General features: G+C 36.5%; 19 protein-coding genes. 6 read left to right on the top strand and 13 right to left on the bottom strand.

The window, feature by feature from the left end:
• Positions 1-59 precede the first annotated feature (59 nt).
• The 5 genes from SBH76_RS10295 to SBH76_RS10315 all read left to right on the top strand — a co-directional run bounded on the left by SBH76_RS10295 (position 60) and on the right by SBH76_RS10315 (position 6557).
• Positions 60-1160: an ABC transporter substrate-binding protein gene (locus SBH76_RS10295; RefSeq protein WP_317977741.1), complete on the top strand. Its 1101-nt coding sequence runs from the start codon at positions 60-62 to the stop codon at positions 1158-1160.
• 126 nt (positions 1161-1286) lie between these two features.
• A complete protein-coding gene (locus tag SBH76_RS10300) occupies positions 1287-2378 on the top strand; it encodes an ABC transporter ATP-binding protein (RefSeq protein ID WP_317977742.1) in 1092 nt (363 codons plus the stop codon).
• Between the two features lies 1 nt (position 2379).
• Complete coding sequence (locus SBH76_RS10305; RefSeq protein WP_317977743.1) at positions 2380-4044, top strand: ABC transporter permease; 1665 nt, start codon at positions 2380-2382, stop codon at positions 4042-4044.
• A 19-nt stretch (positions 4045-4063) separates the two neighbouring features.
• Positions 4064-5761, top strand: coding sequence for a sensor histidine kinase (locus SBH76_RS10310; RefSeq protein WP_317977744.1), 1698 nt, complete (start codon positions 4064-4066; stop codon positions 5759-5761).
• Positions 5754-6557 carry a response regulator transcription factor gene (locus tag SBH76_RS10315; RefSeq protein WP_314758004.1) on the top strand — a complete coding sequence of 268 codons (804 nt, stop codon included), beginning with the start codon at positions 5754-5756 and terminating at the stop codon, positions 6555-6557. Before SBH76_RS10310 ends, SBH76_RS10315 begins: the two co-directional genes overlap by 8 nt.
• 49 nt (positions 6558-6606) lie before the next feature.
• Here SBH76_RS10315 and pepT read toward each other — a convergent pair whose 3' ends face one another.
• The 9 genes from pepT to SBH76_RS10360 all read right to left on the bottom strand — a co-directional run bounded on the left by pepT (position 6607) and on the right by SBH76_RS10360 (position 13571).
• Entirely contained in the window at positions 6607-7833 is a 1227-nt protein-coding gene (pepT, locus tag SBH76_RS10320) for a peptidase T (RefSeq protein ID WP_317977745.1), read from the bottom strand.
• Between the two features lie 12 nt (positions 7834-7845).
• On the bottom strand, positions 7846-8997 hold the full coding sequence (locus SBH76_RS10325) for a metallophosphoesterase (protein ID WP_317977746.1): 1152 nt from the start codon (positions 8995-8997) through the stop codon (positions 7846-7848).
• A 13-nt stretch (positions 8998-9010) separates the two neighbouring features.
• Complete coding sequence (locus SBH76_RS10330; protein WP_317977747.1) at positions 9011-10159, bottom strand: rhodanese-like domain-containing protein; 1149 nt, start codon at positions 10157-10159, stop codon at positions 9011-9013.
• The gene (locus SBH76_RS10335) at positions 10159-10329 is read right to left on the bottom strand and encodes a DUF6472 family protein (RefSeq protein ID WP_317977748.1); all 171 of its coding nucleotides are present in this window, start codon (positions 10327-10329) and stop codon (positions 10159-10161) included. The genes SBH76_RS10330 and SBH76_RS10335 overlap by 1 nt, the downstream gene beginning before the upstream one ends.
• Positions 10326-10553 carry a hypothetical protein gene (locus tag SBH76_RS10340; protein WP_009664268.1) on the bottom strand — a complete coding sequence of 76 codons (228 nt, stop codon included), beginning with the start codon at positions 10551-10553 and terminating at the stop codon, positions 10326-10328. The genes SBH76_RS10335 and SBH76_RS10340 overlap by 4 nt, the downstream gene beginning before the upstream one ends.
• A gap of 114 nt (positions 10554-10667) precedes the next feature.
• On the bottom strand, positions 10668-10823 hold the full coding sequence (locus SBH76_RS10345) for a rubredoxin (protein ID WP_007594817.1): 156 nt from the start codon (positions 10821-10823) through the stop codon (positions 10668-10670).
• 3 nt (positions 10824-10826) lie between these two features.
• Entirely contained in the window at positions 10827-11201 is a 375-nt protein-coding gene (locus SBH76_RS10350) for a desulfoferrodoxin family protein (RefSeq protein ID WP_317977749.1), read from the bottom strand.
• Between the two features lie 9 nt (positions 11202-11210).
• Entirely contained in the window at positions 11211-11615 is a 405-nt protein-coding gene (gene mscL / locus SBH76_RS10355) for a large-conductance mechanosensitive channel protein MscL (RefSeq protein WP_317977750.1), read from the bottom strand.
• 297 nt (positions 11616-11912) lie between these two features.
• Positions 11913-13571, bottom strand: a complete 1659-nt coding sequence (locus SBH76_RS10360; RefSeq protein WP_317977751.1) for a PspC-like choline-binding domain-containing protein — start codon at positions 13569-13571, stop codon at positions 11913-11915.
• Positions 13572-13846: 275 nt separating this feature from the next.
• Here SBH76_RS10360 and SBH76_RS10365 point away from each other — a divergent pair, with 275 nt between their 5' ends.
• On the top strand, positions 13847-15628 hold the full coding sequence (locus SBH76_RS10365; RefSeq protein ID WP_317977752.1) for a phosphotransferase: 1782 nt from the start codon (positions 13847-13849) through the stop codon (positions 15626-15628).
• Positions 15629-15688: 60 nt separating this feature from the next.
• Here the strand turns inward: SBH76_RS10365 and SBH76_RS10370 are convergent, their stop codons facing one another.
• From SBH76_RS10370 to SBH76_RS10385, 4 genes are all read right to left on the bottom strand, one after another.
• Positions 15689-16396 (bottom strand): AIM24 family protein, encoded by a 708-nt coding sequence (locus SBH76_RS10370; RefSeq protein WP_317977753.1) that lies wholly within the window; start codon positions 16394-16396, stop codon positions 15689-15691.
• A gap of 10 nt (positions 16397-16406) precedes the next feature.
• Positions 16407-17219, bottom strand: a complete 813-nt coding sequence (locus SBH76_RS10375) for a TerD family protein (RefSeq protein ID WP_317977761.1) — start codon at positions 17217-17219, stop codon at positions 16407-16409.
• Positions 17220-17289: 70 nt separating this feature from the next.
• The gene (locus SBH76_RS10380) at positions 17290-18264 is read right to left on the bottom strand and encodes a zinc dependent phospholipase C family protein (RefSeq protein WP_317977754.1); all 975 of its coding nucleotides are present in this window, start codon (positions 18262-18264) and stop codon (positions 17290-17292) included.
• A gap of 3 nt (positions 18265-18267) precedes the next feature.
• Entirely contained in the window at positions 18268-19011 is a 744-nt protein-coding gene (locus SBH76_RS10385; protein WP_317977755.1) for an HAD family hydrolase, read from the bottom strand.
• Positions 19012-19115 lie beyond the last annotated feature (104 nt).

Raw genomic sequence — 19115 nt, forward strand, 5'->3', positions numbered from 1 at the left:
AAACTGCTAAACTATAAACAAACATAAACATATGGTTCGTAATTTTTAGGAGGAAAAGAATGAAAAAGATACTAAAAGCAGCTTTATTATGCTCAGTTCTGTCTTTGGGTCTCATGGCCTGCTCCGGCAGTAAGCCTGCAGAAAAAACAGAAAAAGGCGAAACTTCAGCTACCGAAACAACAAAAGCAGCTGAAAAATCTGAGAACTCTCAAGAAGAAAAAGTTCTGGTTGTTTATACAGCAAGAAGCGAAGCACTTAATAATGCCGTGATTCCGGAATTTGAGAATGCAACCGGCATTAAAGTTGAAGTAGTTGTTGCAGGAACCGGAGAATTGTTAAAAAGAGCTCAGTCAGAGAAAGAAAATCCGCTTGGAGATATTTTTTGGGCTGCAGATCAAACAATGCTCTCTTCTTCAAAAGATTTGTTTGAGGAATATGTGTCACCAGAAAATGATAATATGATTGAACCTGCAAGAAACACAACAGGATATTTCACACCTGCATTTGCAGATCCTACGGTTATGATTGTAAATAAAGATTTAGCCGGAGATATGAAGATTGAAGGATTTGCAGATTTATTAAACCCTGAACTTAAAGGAAAGATTGCTTTCGGTGATCCGGTTAATTCAAGTTCAGCTTTCCAATCATTGATGGCAATGCTCTACGGTATGGGAAAAGATCAGGATCCACTCTCTGACGAGTCATGGGCCTATGTTGATAAGTTCTTACAGAATTTAGACGGTAAGATGTGCAACAGTTCCAGTCAGGTTTATAAGGGAGTTGCAGAAGGTGAGTATATCGTCGGTTTAACTTGGGAAGATCCTGCTGCAAGCTATGTTAAAGACGGTGCTCCTGTAGAAGTTGTATTCCCTAAGGAAGGTGCTATTTTCCCGGGAGAATCAGTACAGATTTTGAAAAACTGCAAGCATCCGGAAAATGCAAAAAAATTTGTTGATTTTATGTTGTCTGAGCAAGTACAGTCTTATGTAGGTCAGAACTTGACTGTTAGACCATTAAGAGCAGATGTGAAATTAGCGGATTACATGAAGCCACAAGCAGATATAAAGTTATTTGATAAATATGATGAAGGCTGGGTTGCTGAACATAAGACTGAAATTACTACAATGTTCACAGAGCATATCGAAAGTTCAATGAACTAATATTATATTTATTAAATATCAAAATTAATCAATAAAAATAAAAAGTGGGTTGAAGGGCTGTTGCAGTAAGGGAAAATTTTATCTCTAAAGGCATCAAGCCCTTTTACCTTTATTTAGGAGAAAAATATGAGTGTAGCAATAAATATTGAGAATGTAGTTAAAAGATTCGGAAAAGATACCATTATAAACGGCTTATCATTAAATATTAAAGATGGAGAATTCTTCACACTTCTTGGTCCATCAGGTTGTGGAAAAACAACTCTTTTACGAATGATTATAGGTTTTAATTCTATCGAGGGTGGAGAAATCAAGCTGGATGAAAAGCTCATCAACAATATACCTACTAATAAAAGAAATATGGGTATGGTTTTTCAAAATTATGCCATCTTCCCACATATGTCGGTAAAGGATAATGTTGCCTTCGGTTTAAAACGTAAGAAAATGAGTAAACAGGAAATTGAGGAAAAAGTAGATGAGATACTAAAAATCGTTAAGATTGATCATTTAAAAGACAGAATGCCTGTAAAGCTCTCCGGTGGGCAGCAGCAAAGAGTTGCTCTTGCCAGAGCAATTGTCATACATCCGGAAGTGCTGTTAATGGATGAGCCTCTAAGCAATTTGGATGCAAAACTCAGAGTCGAAATGAGAAATGCAATAAAGCGTATACAACAACAAATCGGGATTACAACTGTTTATGTTACACATGATCAGGAAGAGGCACTTGCAGTATCCGACAGAATAGCCGTTATGAACGGAGGAGTTATTCAGCAAATCGACACTCCTAAGCGTATTTATCAAAGACCGTCAAATACATTCGTAGCAACTTTTATCGGACAATCCAATATTTTGGACGGTCATGTAATTAAGAATCAATCCGAACAGGGAATCAAGATTTTTGATGCATTTTTTGCAATGAATAATTTGTCTGAAGAATGCGCAGACATGGAAGAAGTCAGTGTTTCCATCCGTCCAGAGGAATTTATCTTAAGCAGAGATAATAAAGACGGAATTAAGGGTATAATTAAGAACAGTGTCTTTTTAGGAATCAACACCAACTATTTTATAGAACTTGAAAACGGCAAAGAGGTGGAAGTAATTCAAGCCTCTGATGCATTGGAAGCTATACAGGATGGCAGCACCGTCTATTTAAATTTACAAACTGAAAAGATTAATGTATTTACAAATGACGGTACAAAAAATTTGATTAAGGGGGTGTAATATGAACGGTATAAAAGAAAAGAAGCTGAATATATGGAGTGTATCCACCTTCGTTATTCTGGCTTTCGCTGTTTTATTCATTATTTATCCCTTAGTTTTGATTTTATATAAAAGTGTAATTTCAGACTCCGGAAATTTAAGCTTTGCTTATTTTACTAAGTTTTTTCAAAAAAAATATTATTGGAGCACATTAATCAACAGCTTTAAAGTAACTATCGTAGCAACTTTAATATCTACTCTTCTTGGGTTGATGATGGCTTATTTGCTCCGCTCAATTGTGATCACCGGAAACAAATACTTGAATATAATGATAGTCATGTCATATTTATCACCTCCTTTTATCGGAGCATATGCATGGATACAGCTGCTTGGTAGAAACGGCTTTATAACACGAGTGATAAATAATATTTTGCCGGTGAAATTTGCAGGTATTTATGGTTTTGCAGGTATAGTTTTGGTTTTTTCACTGCAATCATTTCCACTTGTATATATGTACACCTCAGGCGCTCTTAAAAGCCTTGACAATTCTTTGGTAGAGGCTGCAGAAAGTCTTGGTTGCAATCTATGGGACAGAGTGAGACTGATTATAGTACCTTTGGTAACACCTACATTACTTGCAAGCTCCTTACTTGTTTTTATGCGAGTTTTTTCCGATTTTGGAACTCCAATGCTTATCGGAGAAGGTTACAAAACTTTCCCTGTTATGATTTATGGTCAGTTTATGGGAGAAGTCAGTACAGATGATCATTTTGCAGCTGCATTATGTGTGATCATTATAGGCATTACCCTGTTTCTATTTTTCCTGCAGCGTTTTTTAAGTGCCAAATTTACTTATTCCATGACAGCACTAAAACCTATGGAAGCGGTCAAAATCGGTGGAGTAAAAAATATACTGGTGCACCTTTTAGTATATGGTATAGTGTTTGTAGCAATCCTTCCGCAGCTAACTGTTATAACAACTTCGTTTTTGAAAACCGGCAGTGGCGGACTTTATACCGGAGGTTTTACATTGGAAAATTACTACAACACTCTTCTATCAAAAAATAATAATTCAGCTATTTTAAATACCTACCTTTTCGGTTTTATAGCAATAGTTATTGTTGTGGTCTTCGGTATCATAATTGCATATTTAAGTGCCAGAAAACGTTCATTCTTTACATCTACACTTGATACTTTGACCATGTTGCCCTACATTATACCGGGCTCCGTATTGGGTATATCCTTTTTATACGGCTTTAACTCAAAACCTCTCTTACTTAGCGGAACCGCTATTTTAATGATCATTTCATTATCTGTCAGACGTATGCCTTATACGATTCGTTCAAGTAACGCTATTATCGGGCAAATAAGTCCAAGCGTCGAAGAGGCGGCTGTAAGTTTGGGCTGTAATGAACTTCAATCATTTTTAAAAATCACCGTCCCGATGATGTTAACAGGTGTGTTATCCGGAGCTATTATGAGTTGGGTCACATTAATAAGCGAACTCAGTTCTTCCATTATTTTGTATACCAGTAAAACACAGACTTTGACAGTCGCAATCTATGCCGAAGTCATTAGAAGCAGCTTCGGTAATGCAGCGGCTTATTCTACAATACTAACAGTAACCAGCATTTTATCATTATTGATTTTCTTTAAGATCAGTGGTAAAAGCGATATAAGTATTTAATTGTAAACGGAGGGAAAGCATGAAAAGTATTACATATAAAAAATATATAGAGTATTCATTTTTAAGGTATGCTTTATCTATTATTGTCATACTATTTATCATGATGCTAGCCTTTCTCTCCGTTAATTTTAAAGTAATTGAAAATCTTGAAAATAAAAAGAATACTCAAAAGTTGTTACAAGTACTTGAAAAACAGTTTTTAATTTATGATTCTGAACTGGAGAATTTGTCCACAGATGAAGATATTATTAGACTTTTATTAGGTGGTGACAACAGTAAACTAAGTAAAGTTAATCAAACTTTGTATAGCTTTGTAAATGCCCAAAATTTAAAAGCAAATTTTATTTTACTGGATAAGGACCTACATATAATATCTTCCAATTTATTTGAAGGCAATAAAGAGCTGTTTTTGGAAAGTCGTGTATTGGAAAAGGTTAAATCCGCTCCTTTAAATCACACCTATATAACCCCAAGCCGAATGAATTATGACTATGAACAGGAATCAAGCCTGATATTTGCCCATGCAATAATGGATGGTAAAGAAACGGTTGGATACCTTTTTTTTGATGTTTTAAGTAAGGATTTTGAATATTTGTTTATGCGCTCTCCTATAGACAGTATTGTGTTAACCGACAGATATGATCATATTATTTTTTATACCGGGAAAAGAAATGCAGATTTAACCTTAAAATATCCTGCAGATAAATATATGGATACCTTTTCAAAAGACAGTGATATTGACATAAACGGAACAAGATATCAAGGACATATTAATACCTTTATTGACGGTCAATTTACATTATATACTATGACATCCAAAGAGATCCAAAGGCGTTCTTTCTATTACGGTATATTATTTATAATATTATCAGCGCTTATAATGCTTTTTATGATTCCATATATTACCAAACGTATTTCCGAAAAAAATGCAGCCGCCATTGAAGAGCTGATAGAATTGATAAACAAAATGAGCAAAGGAAATAAAATTGATAAGCCTATTATTTTTGAAGAATTTAATATGCTATTATCATCCTTTGATGAGGTATTGAATGAAAAAGAGGCTCTGTTAAAAAACAATTCCGAGCTTTCAGAAAGAAAGCGTATTATGGAAATCAAGCAACTTGAAGAACAGTTTAATCCACATTTTTTATTTAATATCCTCGAAACTTTAAAGTATCAAATTATGATCGACAAAGAAAAGGCGGTAGAGATGGTATTGGCATTTGCAGGGTTGATGCGTTATAGTATTTATTATGGAAGTACTGTTGTAGCACTTGGAACAGATATAGAATACATTAACGACTATCTTATGCTGCAAAAACTACGTTACAACAGACGTTTGACTTATAGTATTGATATACCTGAGGAATTACAAGAATGTATGATACCCAAGCTTTTATTACAGCCTATTGTTGAAAATTCCCTGGCTCATGGTTTGGTAGATGTAATTCATATCACGATAAAGGCGGAACACACAGAAGATATACTCACTATATCGGTAGAGGATAACGGCAAGGGTATTGATACTGATAATTTAGAGTTACTTCGAAACAGTTTGGAGAAGGATTCTATTTACAAAGAGCATATCGGTTTATATAACTCCCACAGAGTTATTAAATTGCTTTATGGAAATAGCTATGGACTGGAAATAGATAGTTGTAATGGAACAGTTGTAACTATCCGATTGCCTTTTATGTTGGAGAGTGAAGATGAATAAAGTATTGATAGTTGAAGATGAGGACATTATCCGAAAAGGCTTGATGTTTATGGCAAAGTGGAGCCAATACGACTGCGTTATAGTTGGAGAAGCAGTAAACGGATATGACGGATTAAGACAAATTGAAGAAAAAAGACCGGATATAGTGATTGTCGATATAAATATGCCTGAAAAAGACGGACTAAGTATGATAGAAGAAAGCATACATATTTACGGCTATGATGCTGTTATAATTTCAGGATATTCTGAGTTTTCCTATGCCAAAAAAGCAATCAGTTTGGGAGTTTGTGAATATTTGTTAAAGCCTATTAACTTTAATGAGTTGTATCCCATTTTAGAAAAAATAATTGCAAAAAGAAATCATTTGCAACGATTAAGTCAAGACAAAAAACAAATTGATATAGAAAAAGCAAGACTACATCTCATTTCCGGTGAAGAACCATCTCATTCAAATAAATATGTGACAATAATGCTTGAGAGTATACGCTCACGATATCAAAACAGATTGTCATTGACCGATATCAGTATAGAATGCGGTATGTCTTGCACTTACTTAAATGCTAAGTTAAAACAATATACCGGCTATACTTTTAATGACTATTTAAACAGATATCGTATTCAGCAAGCTGTAAAACTCTTAAACGACAGTGACTTAAAAGTGTATGAAATAGCGGATGCAGTGGGGTTTTCCGACTACAAATATTTCATAAAAGTCTTTAAAAAATACATAGGTATTTCACCCGTAAAGTTTATTGAAAGTGAACATTTCAAAGAAGAAAACTTTGAATCTATATAAAACAGCAAAAAGCGGACATCGTTTTCCTTTCGATGTCCGCTTTTCAATTTTATCCCTCCACCGCTATCTTTGCTATCTCTACTATAACATCTATAGCCTTTTGTATTGACTGAACGCTTACAAACTCAAATCTTCCGTGGAAGTTCTCTCCGCCTGCAAATATATTCGGTGTAGGAAGTCCCATAAAGGATATCTTGGAACCGTCTGTTCCACCTCTTATAGGATCCTTATTTACTGTTATTCCAAGATTTTCCATAGCCTTTGTAGCAATGTCCACACTTCTTGGATCATTCTTTATGATATCAGCCATATTGCGATATTCATCATGCATCTCCAGCTTTACTCTGTCTATATCATATCTTGAATTGATTTCTTCACAAATCTTTCTTACAGTGTTCTTCTTGTCCTCAAAAAGCTCACGGTTGTGATCTCTGATAATATACACAAGACTTGCATTCTCCACATCTCCATGCGCCTCTATCAAATGTATAAATCCCTCTCTGCACTCAGTTGTTTCAGGTACAGATAAAAGCGGCATTGCCATCTGAATATCTCTTGATATGGTAAGCGCATTTATCATCTTATTCTTGGCATCACCCGGATGTACGCTCTTACCTAAAATATCGATCTTGGCCTCTGCGGCATTGAAACATTCAAACTGTAACTCACCTACAGAACTTCCGTCCATTGTATAGGCAAAATCACAACCAAAGTCTTCCACATCAAAATTGTTGGCTCCGACACCTATTTCCTCATCACATCCGAAGGCAACTCTGAGTTTACCATGCTTTATCTGTGGATTCTCAATCAAATACTCCATAGCTGAAACTATCTCACAAACTCCCGCCTTATCATCGGCACCAAGCAGTGTAGTTCCGTCAGTAGTGATAAGAGTTTGACCGATGTAATTTTTTAAATTAGGGAACTCCTTAGGGGAAAGCACAAATCCGCTGTTTCCAAGTACGATATCCCCTCCGTCATAGTTTTCATGTATCTGTGGTGAAATATTCTCGGCATTAAAAGCCGCTGTATCCACGTGTGAAATAAATCCTATTACAGGAGCGTTTTCCACATTTGCAGGAACTGTTGCTGTAAGGAATGCATTCTTCTTATTTATCTTAACGTCTTCTAAGCCTATTCTTTTTAACTCCTCACTAAGTTCCTCCAAAAATTCCATCTGTGAAGGTGTGGACGGAATAACTATCCCCGCCTTACTCTCATCAGATCTTGTATTTTTCTTTACATAACGCAAAAATCTATCTACAAATCTTTCCATTGTATCTCCTCTCTATAATTCCAATCTAAATTTATTCTGCTCATTGAACACAGAATCCAGTATACTCTTTATATATAAAGATGTGAAGCTCTCATGCTGATCTTCCCAAAGTCTTATGCCTTCTTCAAACCCCGTAGTATCAAAAATCTCTCCGGCAAAATAGCATTCATTCATCCTGAGAAATGCTCTGCCCATCTTTTCAATATCTTCTTCTTCATCATTGTCAAAGGTATGAGTCTTAAACAACTTATTCAATTGTCTGCTTCCGACACCTTTAAATAACTGCCTGCTGTAATTTTCAAAATCATTTACAGCCTCCACCTTCAGACATTCTGTAAAATATTTAAAAGACTTCCCGTCATAAATAATATTTGCAAAATGATTCGGTGACACTGCCAAAGAAGATGTCACTATCTCTGTTATAAGATTCTTTTCAATATGCTGAATATGCATATGGCCGCTAAGATTCAGCTTTACATTGTATTTGGCATAAAGAGCTTCTATTTCCTCCGCATTTTTAATCATAAAACCTTCAGTAAACATATAATTTTGCTCAAGAAGATTTTGATGGCTTACTGCAAGTATTTGCGCATCCGCTTTTGACAGTCTAAAAAGCACCTTATCCAACCAAAGAAGACTTTCCTTGCACAAATAATTTGAATGATAGGAATTGGTATCCAGCATTAGCAAATATAAATCATCCCTAAGTTTTGAAATATAGCTTCCGGAATACTCATCATAGTACTCATAATTTTTATAACCGCAGTCGGCATATATCTCTCTGAAATCTTTTGCACACATGCTGTCAACCTTATATATTTCATTTCCGCGAAATCCGAAGCTTCTTTCATAATCTATATCATGGTTTCCGGGTATCAAATATATCGGTATACCCTCTTTCACTATACTGTTAAGCTTTTGTGAAAGTTCCAAATGGCTTACTCTCTCTCCGTTAAAAGTTAAATCACCAAGTAAGAGTACCAAATCCGGTCTTCTTTTTTTAACTTCATTGCAGAATGCATCCACTATTTCTTCAATATATGTCATTCCCTTACCGTCGCCCTTTTCCATTACATTTTCAAAGGCCTCTCCACCGTCATTTATACTCTTTGAAAGGTAGTGGAGATCGGTAGCTATCATAATATTCAAAGTTTTCTCACTCATACAAGATAACCTCTCAATCGTAGTCCTCCAAGAAAGAGTGTTTTACCCCGTTTTTCTTGTAGGCTATTACTGTATCCAAGCTGACATTTTCCACACTTCTGAAAATATTCTTCTCAATATATGGATTTTTGGCAGCCAACTCTCTTATAAGTTTCTTTACTTCCGCCCTCATAGATCCCTTATCACCGGTCTCTGATATAGAGCAATTATCTGTCAATCTGCAGGCACATCTTATAAAATTCAGCTCATTATACTTTGCCCAATGTATAATGTCCTCTTCCCTTACAAGGTAGAGCGGTCTGATAAGCTCCATACCTTCAAAGTTTGTGGAGTGAAGTTTAGGCATCATTGTCTGAATCTGGGCTCCGTATAACATTCCCATCACAATAGTTTCTATAACATCATCAAAATGATGTCCAAGAGCAATCTTATTGCACCCCAGCTCCTTTGCCTTCGCATACAGATGTCCTCTTCTCATTCTTGCACAGAGATAACATGGCGATTTCTCATCCTCTGCCACAATATCATATATGGAAGATTCAAATACTACTATAGGAACATCCAAAATCTTAGCATTATCTACTATAGTTTGATAATTTATATCATCATATCCCGGATTCATCACAAGGAATACCAACTCAAAATTCCTCTTTCCATGCTTTAAAAGCTCCTGAAAGAGCTTTGCCATCAGCATAGAATCCTTTCCTCCGGATATACATACCGCAATCTTATCACCGTCTTTTATAAGTTCATATTCATTTATGGCGGCAGTGAATTTTCTCCAAATACTTTTTCTAAACTTCTTTATAATGCTTCTTTCAATATCTCTGCTTCTTTTATTCGACTCATCTTTTTTACTTTCCTCTTTTAGAAACTCATTTAATTTAAGTTTCATATAGGCCTCATATCCGCCTTTCAGATTATATATATTCTCATAACCCTGACTTTCCAGTTCCTCAGACAGATACTCAGTCTTATTGCCTGTAGCACATACCAGACAGATAATATCGGTTTTATCAAAATCTTTTATTCTCTCAAGTATATCTTCTTCCGCTATATTAACAGAGTCCGGAATACTTCCTCTTTTGAATTCATGTTCGGGCCTTATGTCTATTATCTTTTTATTCTGTAACTCCGGTAATTTTCCTATCTCAATTTCCATTACATTTGTTTCCTTACTATCAAATAGTCATCATTACTTCTATAATACGGACAGGTAGAATAATCACTGCTTCTCATTCTTGCATACTCATCCTCATCCATATCCACATCACAGATATACCCTTCCACATCTTCGTCATATATATAATTAATACAATAATCGCAAATCATGTTTCTTCCTGTCTCTGCTCTCTTTTGTATACCTCCTGCTTATAATCCTCAGGCGCATACTCCTTAAGCCAAATCTCTTCACCCTTCTCCAAAAGCTTTTTACCGCTAAGTACAGCCTCAAAAGCCAGATACTGTGAAGCTCTCTCTTTTCTTGATAACGGAACCTTCAAGCTTGGAAGCTCCATATCTATAATATCACTGTAATCTCTTTTTATTCCATTCATAATGATTCTAATATACTATAGTATATACTTACAAGTCAAACAATCGAGCAGGAAAACCTGCCCGACCGCATATAAAAAGAGCCCCTAAGGGCTCTGAATAGTTTTATTTAAATATTATTCCTGAGAAAACTCATCCTTGCCTACGCCACAAAGTGGGCAAACAAAATCATCCGGAAGATCTTCCCATTTTGTTCCAGGAGCTATTCCGTTATCAGGATCTCCAAGAGCCTCATCATATTCCCATCCGCAAACATCACATACATACTTCATAAATTATACCTCTGCTTTCCATAAACCATGTAAATTACAATACTCATAAGCTGCTATCAGCTTCTCGCCATCCTGTAATGCGAACTCAGCATGTGGCTTATCCTCAGCTGTAAGTCCCTTGTACTGCTTTCCAAGGTTTGTTTCAATCATGATGAAGTTGATAAGATGCTCAGGTGTCATAGGATGATCTACGCTACCTACATTAACAACAACCTTATTACCATCAACAGTTACTACAGGTACATGCTTCTCTTTAGCTGCATCTGTTGTGTTAGCCTTTAAGAGCTGCATAGGCTCTCCACAACATACAAGTGTACCACCACCATCAACTACTACTGAGACAATCTTTCCACAGTGTGCACAACGATAAAAACTCATATTTCCTCCTTAGTTCTTTGCTTTTAATAAATCTCTAATTTCCTCCAGAAGAACAACATCATCCGCCTTTGCAGGTGCTTCCTCTACCTTAGCATCCTCTTTATCTTTTCTCTTAGTCTTCTCTATAAGCTTTACAAATATGAAGATACAGAATGCAATGATAAAGAAATTAACTACATTTTGAATAAAAGATCCGTAAGCAATGGCATTCTCAGCTACGTCACCATGTTTAGGAGTTATAACATACTTCAAATCAGTGAAGTTTAAACCTCCTATCAAGATTGATATGATAGGCATAATCAAATCATTTACCAAAGATGTGACAATCTTACCAAAGGCCCCACCTATGATAACACCTATCGCCATATCCAAAACATTACCCTTAAACGCAAATTCTTTAAAATCTTTTAACATATTGTCCTCCAATATCAGGTTGTACTTGAGCAATTTACTTACTTAAATCTCAAAATCATTAGATTTAATTTTGCACAACCACAATGTGCTTTTATTATGAACTAAAATATCAAAAAAGTCAAGTACTAATAATGAGAATTATTCCTGTTTTTTATTAAATACAATTTACATATGATAAAATCAAAAAGAGGAATACCTCCTTAGAAAGTATTCCTCTCGCATTAGATTTATCAGATGCCATGAGGCTTCGCTTCGCTCCACCTCAAGCCTATATAAAATCTATTTAATTAACTGAGATTATTCCTCAAGACGTACCCAATCTACTGTGTAGTTAGATGTCTTAACCTTGTAATCATCTCCGTCCTTCTTTGTTCCGCTCTTAACCATAGCACCTGTTGTGTTAACAACATAAGCCTTGTGTCCTGTTGGAAGACCTGTGAACTTATACTCTGTATAATCTAAGTCTCCGTTTGACTTGAAGTGCTGAACGCCACCGTTACCGTAAGCTGCAAGAGCATCCTCTACAGATGACTTAGCAACTAACTTGTTGCTGCTGTCAAGGATAACGATCTCGATCTTGTTGTCAGCATCAGCTGTTGTAAGCTTTCCACCAACATAGAACTTGTGATCTTCCATACCGTTGATACCAACACCCTTGTTAGAACCGTTCTTAGCGAACTCGAATGTGTACTTTTCGCTATCAAGCTCTACAGTCTGCTTTCCTGTCTTCATAGAACCGTCATCGCTTCCACCGAAGAAGTAAGCCTTAAGCTCTCCTGATCTGAACAAGCTGTCGTTAGCCTTTACAAATCTGTTGTAGTTGTCGCTTGTATCATATGTACCGTCAGAATCTACCTTCTGAACGATCTTCTTTGTGCTGTAACCTGAACCTACAGTGTTACCTTCCATCTGAAGTACAACGAATCCGCTGATCATTCTACCGTAGTTGTCGAATGCATACTTCTTACCGTTTACTGTCTTGATTTCGTTAACTGTAAGCTTTCCGTTACCGTCTGAGTAGTACCAGTAATCTGATCCATCCTCATACTTATCTCTCTGGAGGTAGTAACCCGGAGTTACCTTGAACCAACCCTTTGTAGATCTAGCACCATCCTCAGGTGTTGAGTAGTATAAGAATGAGTTAGAGTATGTAGCAATACCCTGTGAACCGCCGTCAGCAGCCTTAGTGTTAGATGCTGTAGCTGTTGTGATCCAACCGGCGTTCATACGGCCATACTCATCGAAGCCATACTTTCTTCCGTTGATTGTCTTACCTGTCTGGTTCTTCTCCTTCTTTCCTGAAGCCTTGAAGTAGAACCATCTTGTCTGATCCTGATCCCAGTAGTTGTCACCAGGCTGAAGGTCTGCTGCCTGATCATCAACGATAGCAATCTCTCTCCATCCCTCTGCCATAGAACCGTCGTTCTCATCGCCGAAGAAGTAGTCTGAATCCTGCCAAGCGTTGTCATCATGCTGTGTCTCGCCGTCTTTTACCCAACCATACTGCATCTTACCGTCAGTATTGAATGTGTACTTCTTACCGTTGATAGTCTTTAAAGAAACGTCGCCTGTAGCTGAATCGCTTCTCTTGTAAGCCTTACCGTTAGCTCCGAAGTAGTACCACCACTGATTTGGCTCGTTCTCTTCGCCTGCGTTCTCGTTGTCAACTGCAACCCAACGATTTGTAACCATAACACCGTTAACGTCAACATAGTATGTATCGCCGTTATCGTCGATAAGTGAATCTGTAGCCATCTCGCCGTTGTCGTCAAGATAGAACCAGTAGTCACCTGACTTCTGCCATGTCTCTGTTACTTTCTCTTCGTTTCTGTTATAATATACCCATGTACCATTCTCCTGTTGCCAGCCTGTAGCAGCGAAAGCTGTCATAGCTCCACCAACTGAGAGAACAGCTGCTGCTGAAATTAATGCAGCAATCTTTGTTTGCTTTCTCATAATGAATGCATCTCCTTTTTGAAATCCTTTTAAAATCTAATGCGTCCCGTAAAGGCTCTTATCAGTCCTTTATCTTAAGACAAAGCTAGTATATAACTTTATTTTATTACTTACAATATATTTTCTTTTTCTGATTTCTTACAAAAATATTACATTTCTGTCTTTTCTAAGATATATATGTATACTTATACCCCCTGTTATGCTAATATGTTCAATAAGGATATATTTTTATTGTTTTTGAACTTAATGTTTATTTTATTATATTGGGAGCTTATATGAACAGATACGCATATTTACTCAGAGAAATATTTGAATGTAATACTATTACTCAAAGAGAGCTTGCAGATAAGTTAAACCTCTCTCTTGGAAGCATCAACTCACTTATAAAAGATGCTATGGCATTAAACTATTTACATAAGGAAGGAAGTAGTATGAGTCTTACCGAAGCCGGACTTGATTATCTATCTCCTTTTAAGGTGGAACGTGCAGTTATCATGGCTGCAGGCTTCGGCTCAAGATTTGTTCCTCTTACATTTGAAACACCGAAAGGATTACTTGAGGTGTTCGGCGAAAGAATGATTGAGCGTCAGATCAAGCAACTACATGAAGTCGGTGTCTTTGATATAGTAATAGTTGTGGGATATTTAAAGGAGCATTTTGAATATCTTATAGATAAGTACAATGTAAAACTTGTGTATAATCCGGATTATTCCACTAAGAACAATATTTCCACATTGCACTATGCATGTAAATATATAGAGAATTCCAATGTCTATATACTTTCTTCAGACAACTGGATGAGAGATAATATGTATCACAGCTATGAGCCTTACTCCTGGTATTCTTCTATATATATGGAAGGAAATACGAATGAATGGGTACTTGATTTTAATAAAAAGCGTGAAATAACAGCTATAAATGTAGGCGGTAGCGATGCCTATGTAATGTACGGACCTGTATATTTCAGCAAAGACTTTTCAAAAGAGTTTATGCCGATACTGGAAAGAGCATTTGCTACTCCGGGAAGCGATGACTGGTATTGGGAAAATGTACTTATGAGTGAAATACAAAAGAAAAACTCTACACTGCCTGCCATGCATATCAATCCACAACCTAAAAATCAGGTCTATGAGTTTGAAAATCTGGAAGAGCTTCGAGCATTTGATGATAAATATAAGGAAAACAGTGGAAATGTGGCTCTTGAACTTATTGCAAAGGTTTTTAATATCCCCGAGAGTCGTATAAAAGGTCTGCGCACATTAAAAGCCGGTATGACAAATAAATCTTTCCTTTTTGAAGTGGATGATAAGAGTTATATATGTAGAATACCCGGAAAGGGCACAGATGTACTTATAAACCGTTCAAATGAGTATGATTGCTATATGGCAGTCAAGGATTTGCATATTACGGAGAAAATAATTTATTTTGATAAGGAAAGCGGTTATAAGATATCAAAGTTTTATGACGGTTCAAAAAATGCCGACGCCTTTAATAAGGAAGAAATGTCAAGATGTATGGAACTTTTAAGGACTTTGCATGAAACTGATGTAAAAGTCAGCCATCGCTTTGATATAGCCGAGAGAATAGATTATTATACCGGACTCTGTGAAAAGAGCGGTGGAATATCTTTTGAAGATGTAGAAGAGGTTCACAAAAATATGATGCTCTTACTCGATTTACTTAAAGGAATGAAGTCTGAAAGTCGCCTCTGTCATATAGACAGTGTAGCCGATAATTTTATTATCACAGCGGATAATAAGATAAAGCTTATTGACTGGGAATATGCCGGAATGGCGGATCCTGTTATAGATGTGGCGATGTGCGCTATATATTCTTATTATGATAAATCTCAGGCTGATGAACTTTTAGAATCTTATCTTAAAAGAAAGCCTTTTACAGATGAGTATAAGAAGCTGTATGCTTATATGGCACTCAGCGGTTATCTTTGGGCGCTATGGACGGTGTATAAGGCCAATGTAGGGGAAGAATTCGGAGAGTACTCTCTTAAAATGTACAGATATGCAAAGGACTTTTTTAAAGAAGTAATGAAGCTTTAATAATTATGAAAAAGCAGTCGGAATTTCCGACTGCTTTTAACTTGCAATAATTCAAATTTATTAATCTACACTCACTCTGATTCCGCCGCCTCTCTCGCTTGGCTGAACCAAAACCGTTACAGGCTCATTTCCTGACCATTCAAATGAATATGACTCTCCTGAAGCCTGACCGATAAATGTCTTCCATGAGATATCCGCCTTTATCTGTGGATCTCCCATTCCGTTCTTGCTGAACCAGCATATTACAGCATCCGGATCTACCGCAAGTGTATCTCTTGACTTCACATTTGAAACCACAAGCGGGTTTCCGTCTGAGAGTAATGCCACATAGGCATTATTTCCTCTACCAACCAGTGTGGTTGTAGCAAGACCTTTTTGTGAAAGTATACCTACACCTAAAAATCTTACAGAGTAATCACAGTCGTTTGTAAATGCAAGTATATTCTCAGACTCTACCGAAACCGTCTCACCCGGTGCCAGCTTATACACTACTACATGCTGTCCGTAGTTTGCATAGTATGTTGTGGAAGCTCCGTTTAAATGTACCTTCATAAGCGGTATATTTTCACCTGCAACTCTTCTTACAAGCTGTCCCAGTAATGCCTGTCCGATACTTCCTCCCGGTCCAAGCAACATCTTTTCAAAAGTATAGTTCTTTCCGCCCGGATTTTCTCCGGCTATAAATGCACCTGCTTTTGCAATCAATGTGTCATTTCCTTCACAGGTAACCTTAAGTGTCAACTCGTTAATAACTTCAAATGTCAGCATATTCCCCTCCTTATTCGACTTGTACTCCGTAAAATTCGCAAAGTCCCGCCAAGTCTTTATTTACTCCGTTTCCTATTGCATTAAACTTCCAAGCACCGTTGTGCAGATATACTTCTCCCATCATCATGGAGTTTATATTGTTGTAATATTCCTCTACAAGGAAAGAAGCTACCTCTGCGTTTGTCACCGGATCCACTATCTGTATGTATGCGTCTTTTAACATACCGAAATTAAGTGCTTTTTCAATTGCATCATTTATAGTCATTACAAAGACTATCTTTTGTACAGCCGGATTTAATATAGAAGTATCTATATCAAACACCTGCAATACATTTGCCTCTTCAACATTTTTAAAAAGCACACTCCTTTCAGGGCTGCTCTCCTGTCCGTAGAAAACAAAGAAATCATCCCCCACCACTTTTCCGTTTCCGGCGAGTAAAAAAGCTGAGACATCCACATCACAGGCTGAATTATTCACATTCCACCCGAAATTCACCTTTATCTTGTTTGAAGAAAAGGTAAGCGGGACTTTTTGCCCCTTTGAAACTCTCTTGCTTAATGCCGGCAATGTTATTCGCCTTACATCGGCATTTTGTCCAGTGCTTTGAGCCTGTCCGGTGTTTTGACTTACTGTAGTACTGCCTGCGGCGGCAGGATTTGGTGTACTTGCCGTCTGTGTTGCAGTGTTTGTGTTTCCTGTTTTTTTATAATAGGAAGTATTCAAAATATCTACATTGTCACTATTTAATACAACACCTTTTTTTCGGTTCAGATTCTCCAGTTGTTCCGCACCTATAGGTTTTGTTACATTCATCGGATACATACTCTTATTCACCTCACTTTCTTTAAAGTAATAATATTTAAATTTTTAAATACTAATCATTTGATATCTTTCACCCTACATCAAGCCCTGAATGATAGGAGTAATTTCCTATATTTTCAAGCAGTCTGTGAAAATCGGTCTCTTCCATTCTGTCCGGCACTATTTCCGTATTCAGTATCTTAAATATTTCCTCACATCTGTCAATGCATTTATCAAAAAGCTCCGGAAAGCTTTCATTTGAATGAACACTCTTATTCCATGGATTTATCCAAAGTTCATGTTCAAGATTTAGGGCTCCTTTTGCATCCGGTACTTCATCTGAGAGTATCTTCTGTGAAACTATAGGCTTTTTTAAAAACAGAGATTCTATGGCATTTATCCTGTCTTTTTTTCTGCCCGTGGGATCGGCAAGAGTTCTTACTCCAAATCTCATTGCAAGTACAGATCTGTGTACCATGGCAGGTGTTACTCTGAAATTATTCTTATATGTAATCGGATAATAGGTTTTATTTATCACTCTTGCAAGAAAATCCGAAACAAATTGTATCTCAAAACCGTTTAGTGCAAGAGTGGCTGCCTGATTAAATTCCGAGGTTTTCTTTTTCTTATACTTTTTTAAAAGTATGGTATCTATATCATTTTCAAGTGCCGCATGAAGTCCGTATACATAGGCGCTGTTTTTTCCGTTTTCATGCCCTATTCTTGCGTAAATATAAGGATGGCAGATATAATCACCTACATAGTGGCATAAAAAACCTGCAATATAGCTTATAGCCTGCTGCTGTTTTTGTTTTGATTCCATCCCCTGTATTTCACAAAGTGCATTTGCAAAAAAATCATTTACATGGCTCTCATGCATATATGAGCCGACATTTCTGTAATCCCTGTGTCTCAGTATCGGAATATTGTAAAAAAACATATCCGGTCCCTGAAGTCCCAGCTGATACAACCATCTGTATTTAGATATAATATATTTTAAACCTGAGTTTTCTAAGCCACCATATGCCTTTAACCCTAAAATATAGTGAGTTGTAAATCCCGGCATTTCCTACTCCTTAATATATTCTAAAACCTTTTCCAGATAGAAATCCGAAAAGAGTCCTTCATAATCATTGAAAATATTTTTACTTATATTCAAATCTTTATGTGCAAATCCGATGTCTGCAAGCTCTATCATTCCGATATCAAACTCCGTATCTCCGGCCGCAAATACATGATCTTCGCTCTTTGCATATCTTTTGACAAATCTTTTAACCGTATCCGCCTTGTTTAAGTTCTTCGGCATTATATAAAGCTTATCTTTATTGTACAAAACCTCCACCTTTGTCATATCCAGTATGCTTTTAAGATCTCTTACAACATCCTCAATCTCATCGCATTTTGTAAAGATAAATAAGTCATCAATATTTCTGCATTCAAACTTTCTTCTTTTATCTTTCTGCAAAAATGCATATGCTTTTTCTCTCTCATCTGATGAAGGCTTTACTATATCAAGGCTTTCTTTATACCATTCATCCGACTTTATGCCGTCTTTTAAAAGTATTCCTCCATTTGCACATAGTACATATTTTGGATTAAAACCAAGATCTACTCTGCTGTATTGAATATAGGTTCTTGTGGTAATAGGTACTATAAGGAGCATCTCATTTAACTTATGCAAAAGCTCATAGGAGTATTTTGACATAAAGCTGTTTACCTCTCCGTTATAAAGCTCCACCGGTATTTTCTCTGCTATATTCGTTTTCTTTGAATAGATCAAAGTATTGTCCAAATCTGTAAATAAAATATTCATATGGCTAGTTTAACACTTTTTTATAAAATAGTCATTTTAAAAAAAATTAAATATTAAAAAAGCCTCGGGAAGTTGCTGTTCCCGAGGCTTTCTTCTTGTCAAGT

Source organism: Lachnoanaerobaculum sanguinis (genome assembly GCF_033242365.1).
Taxonomy (GTDB): domain Bacteria; phylum Bacillota; class Clostridia; order Lachnospirales; family Lachnospiraceae; genus Lachnoanaerobaculum; species Lachnoanaerobaculum sanguinis.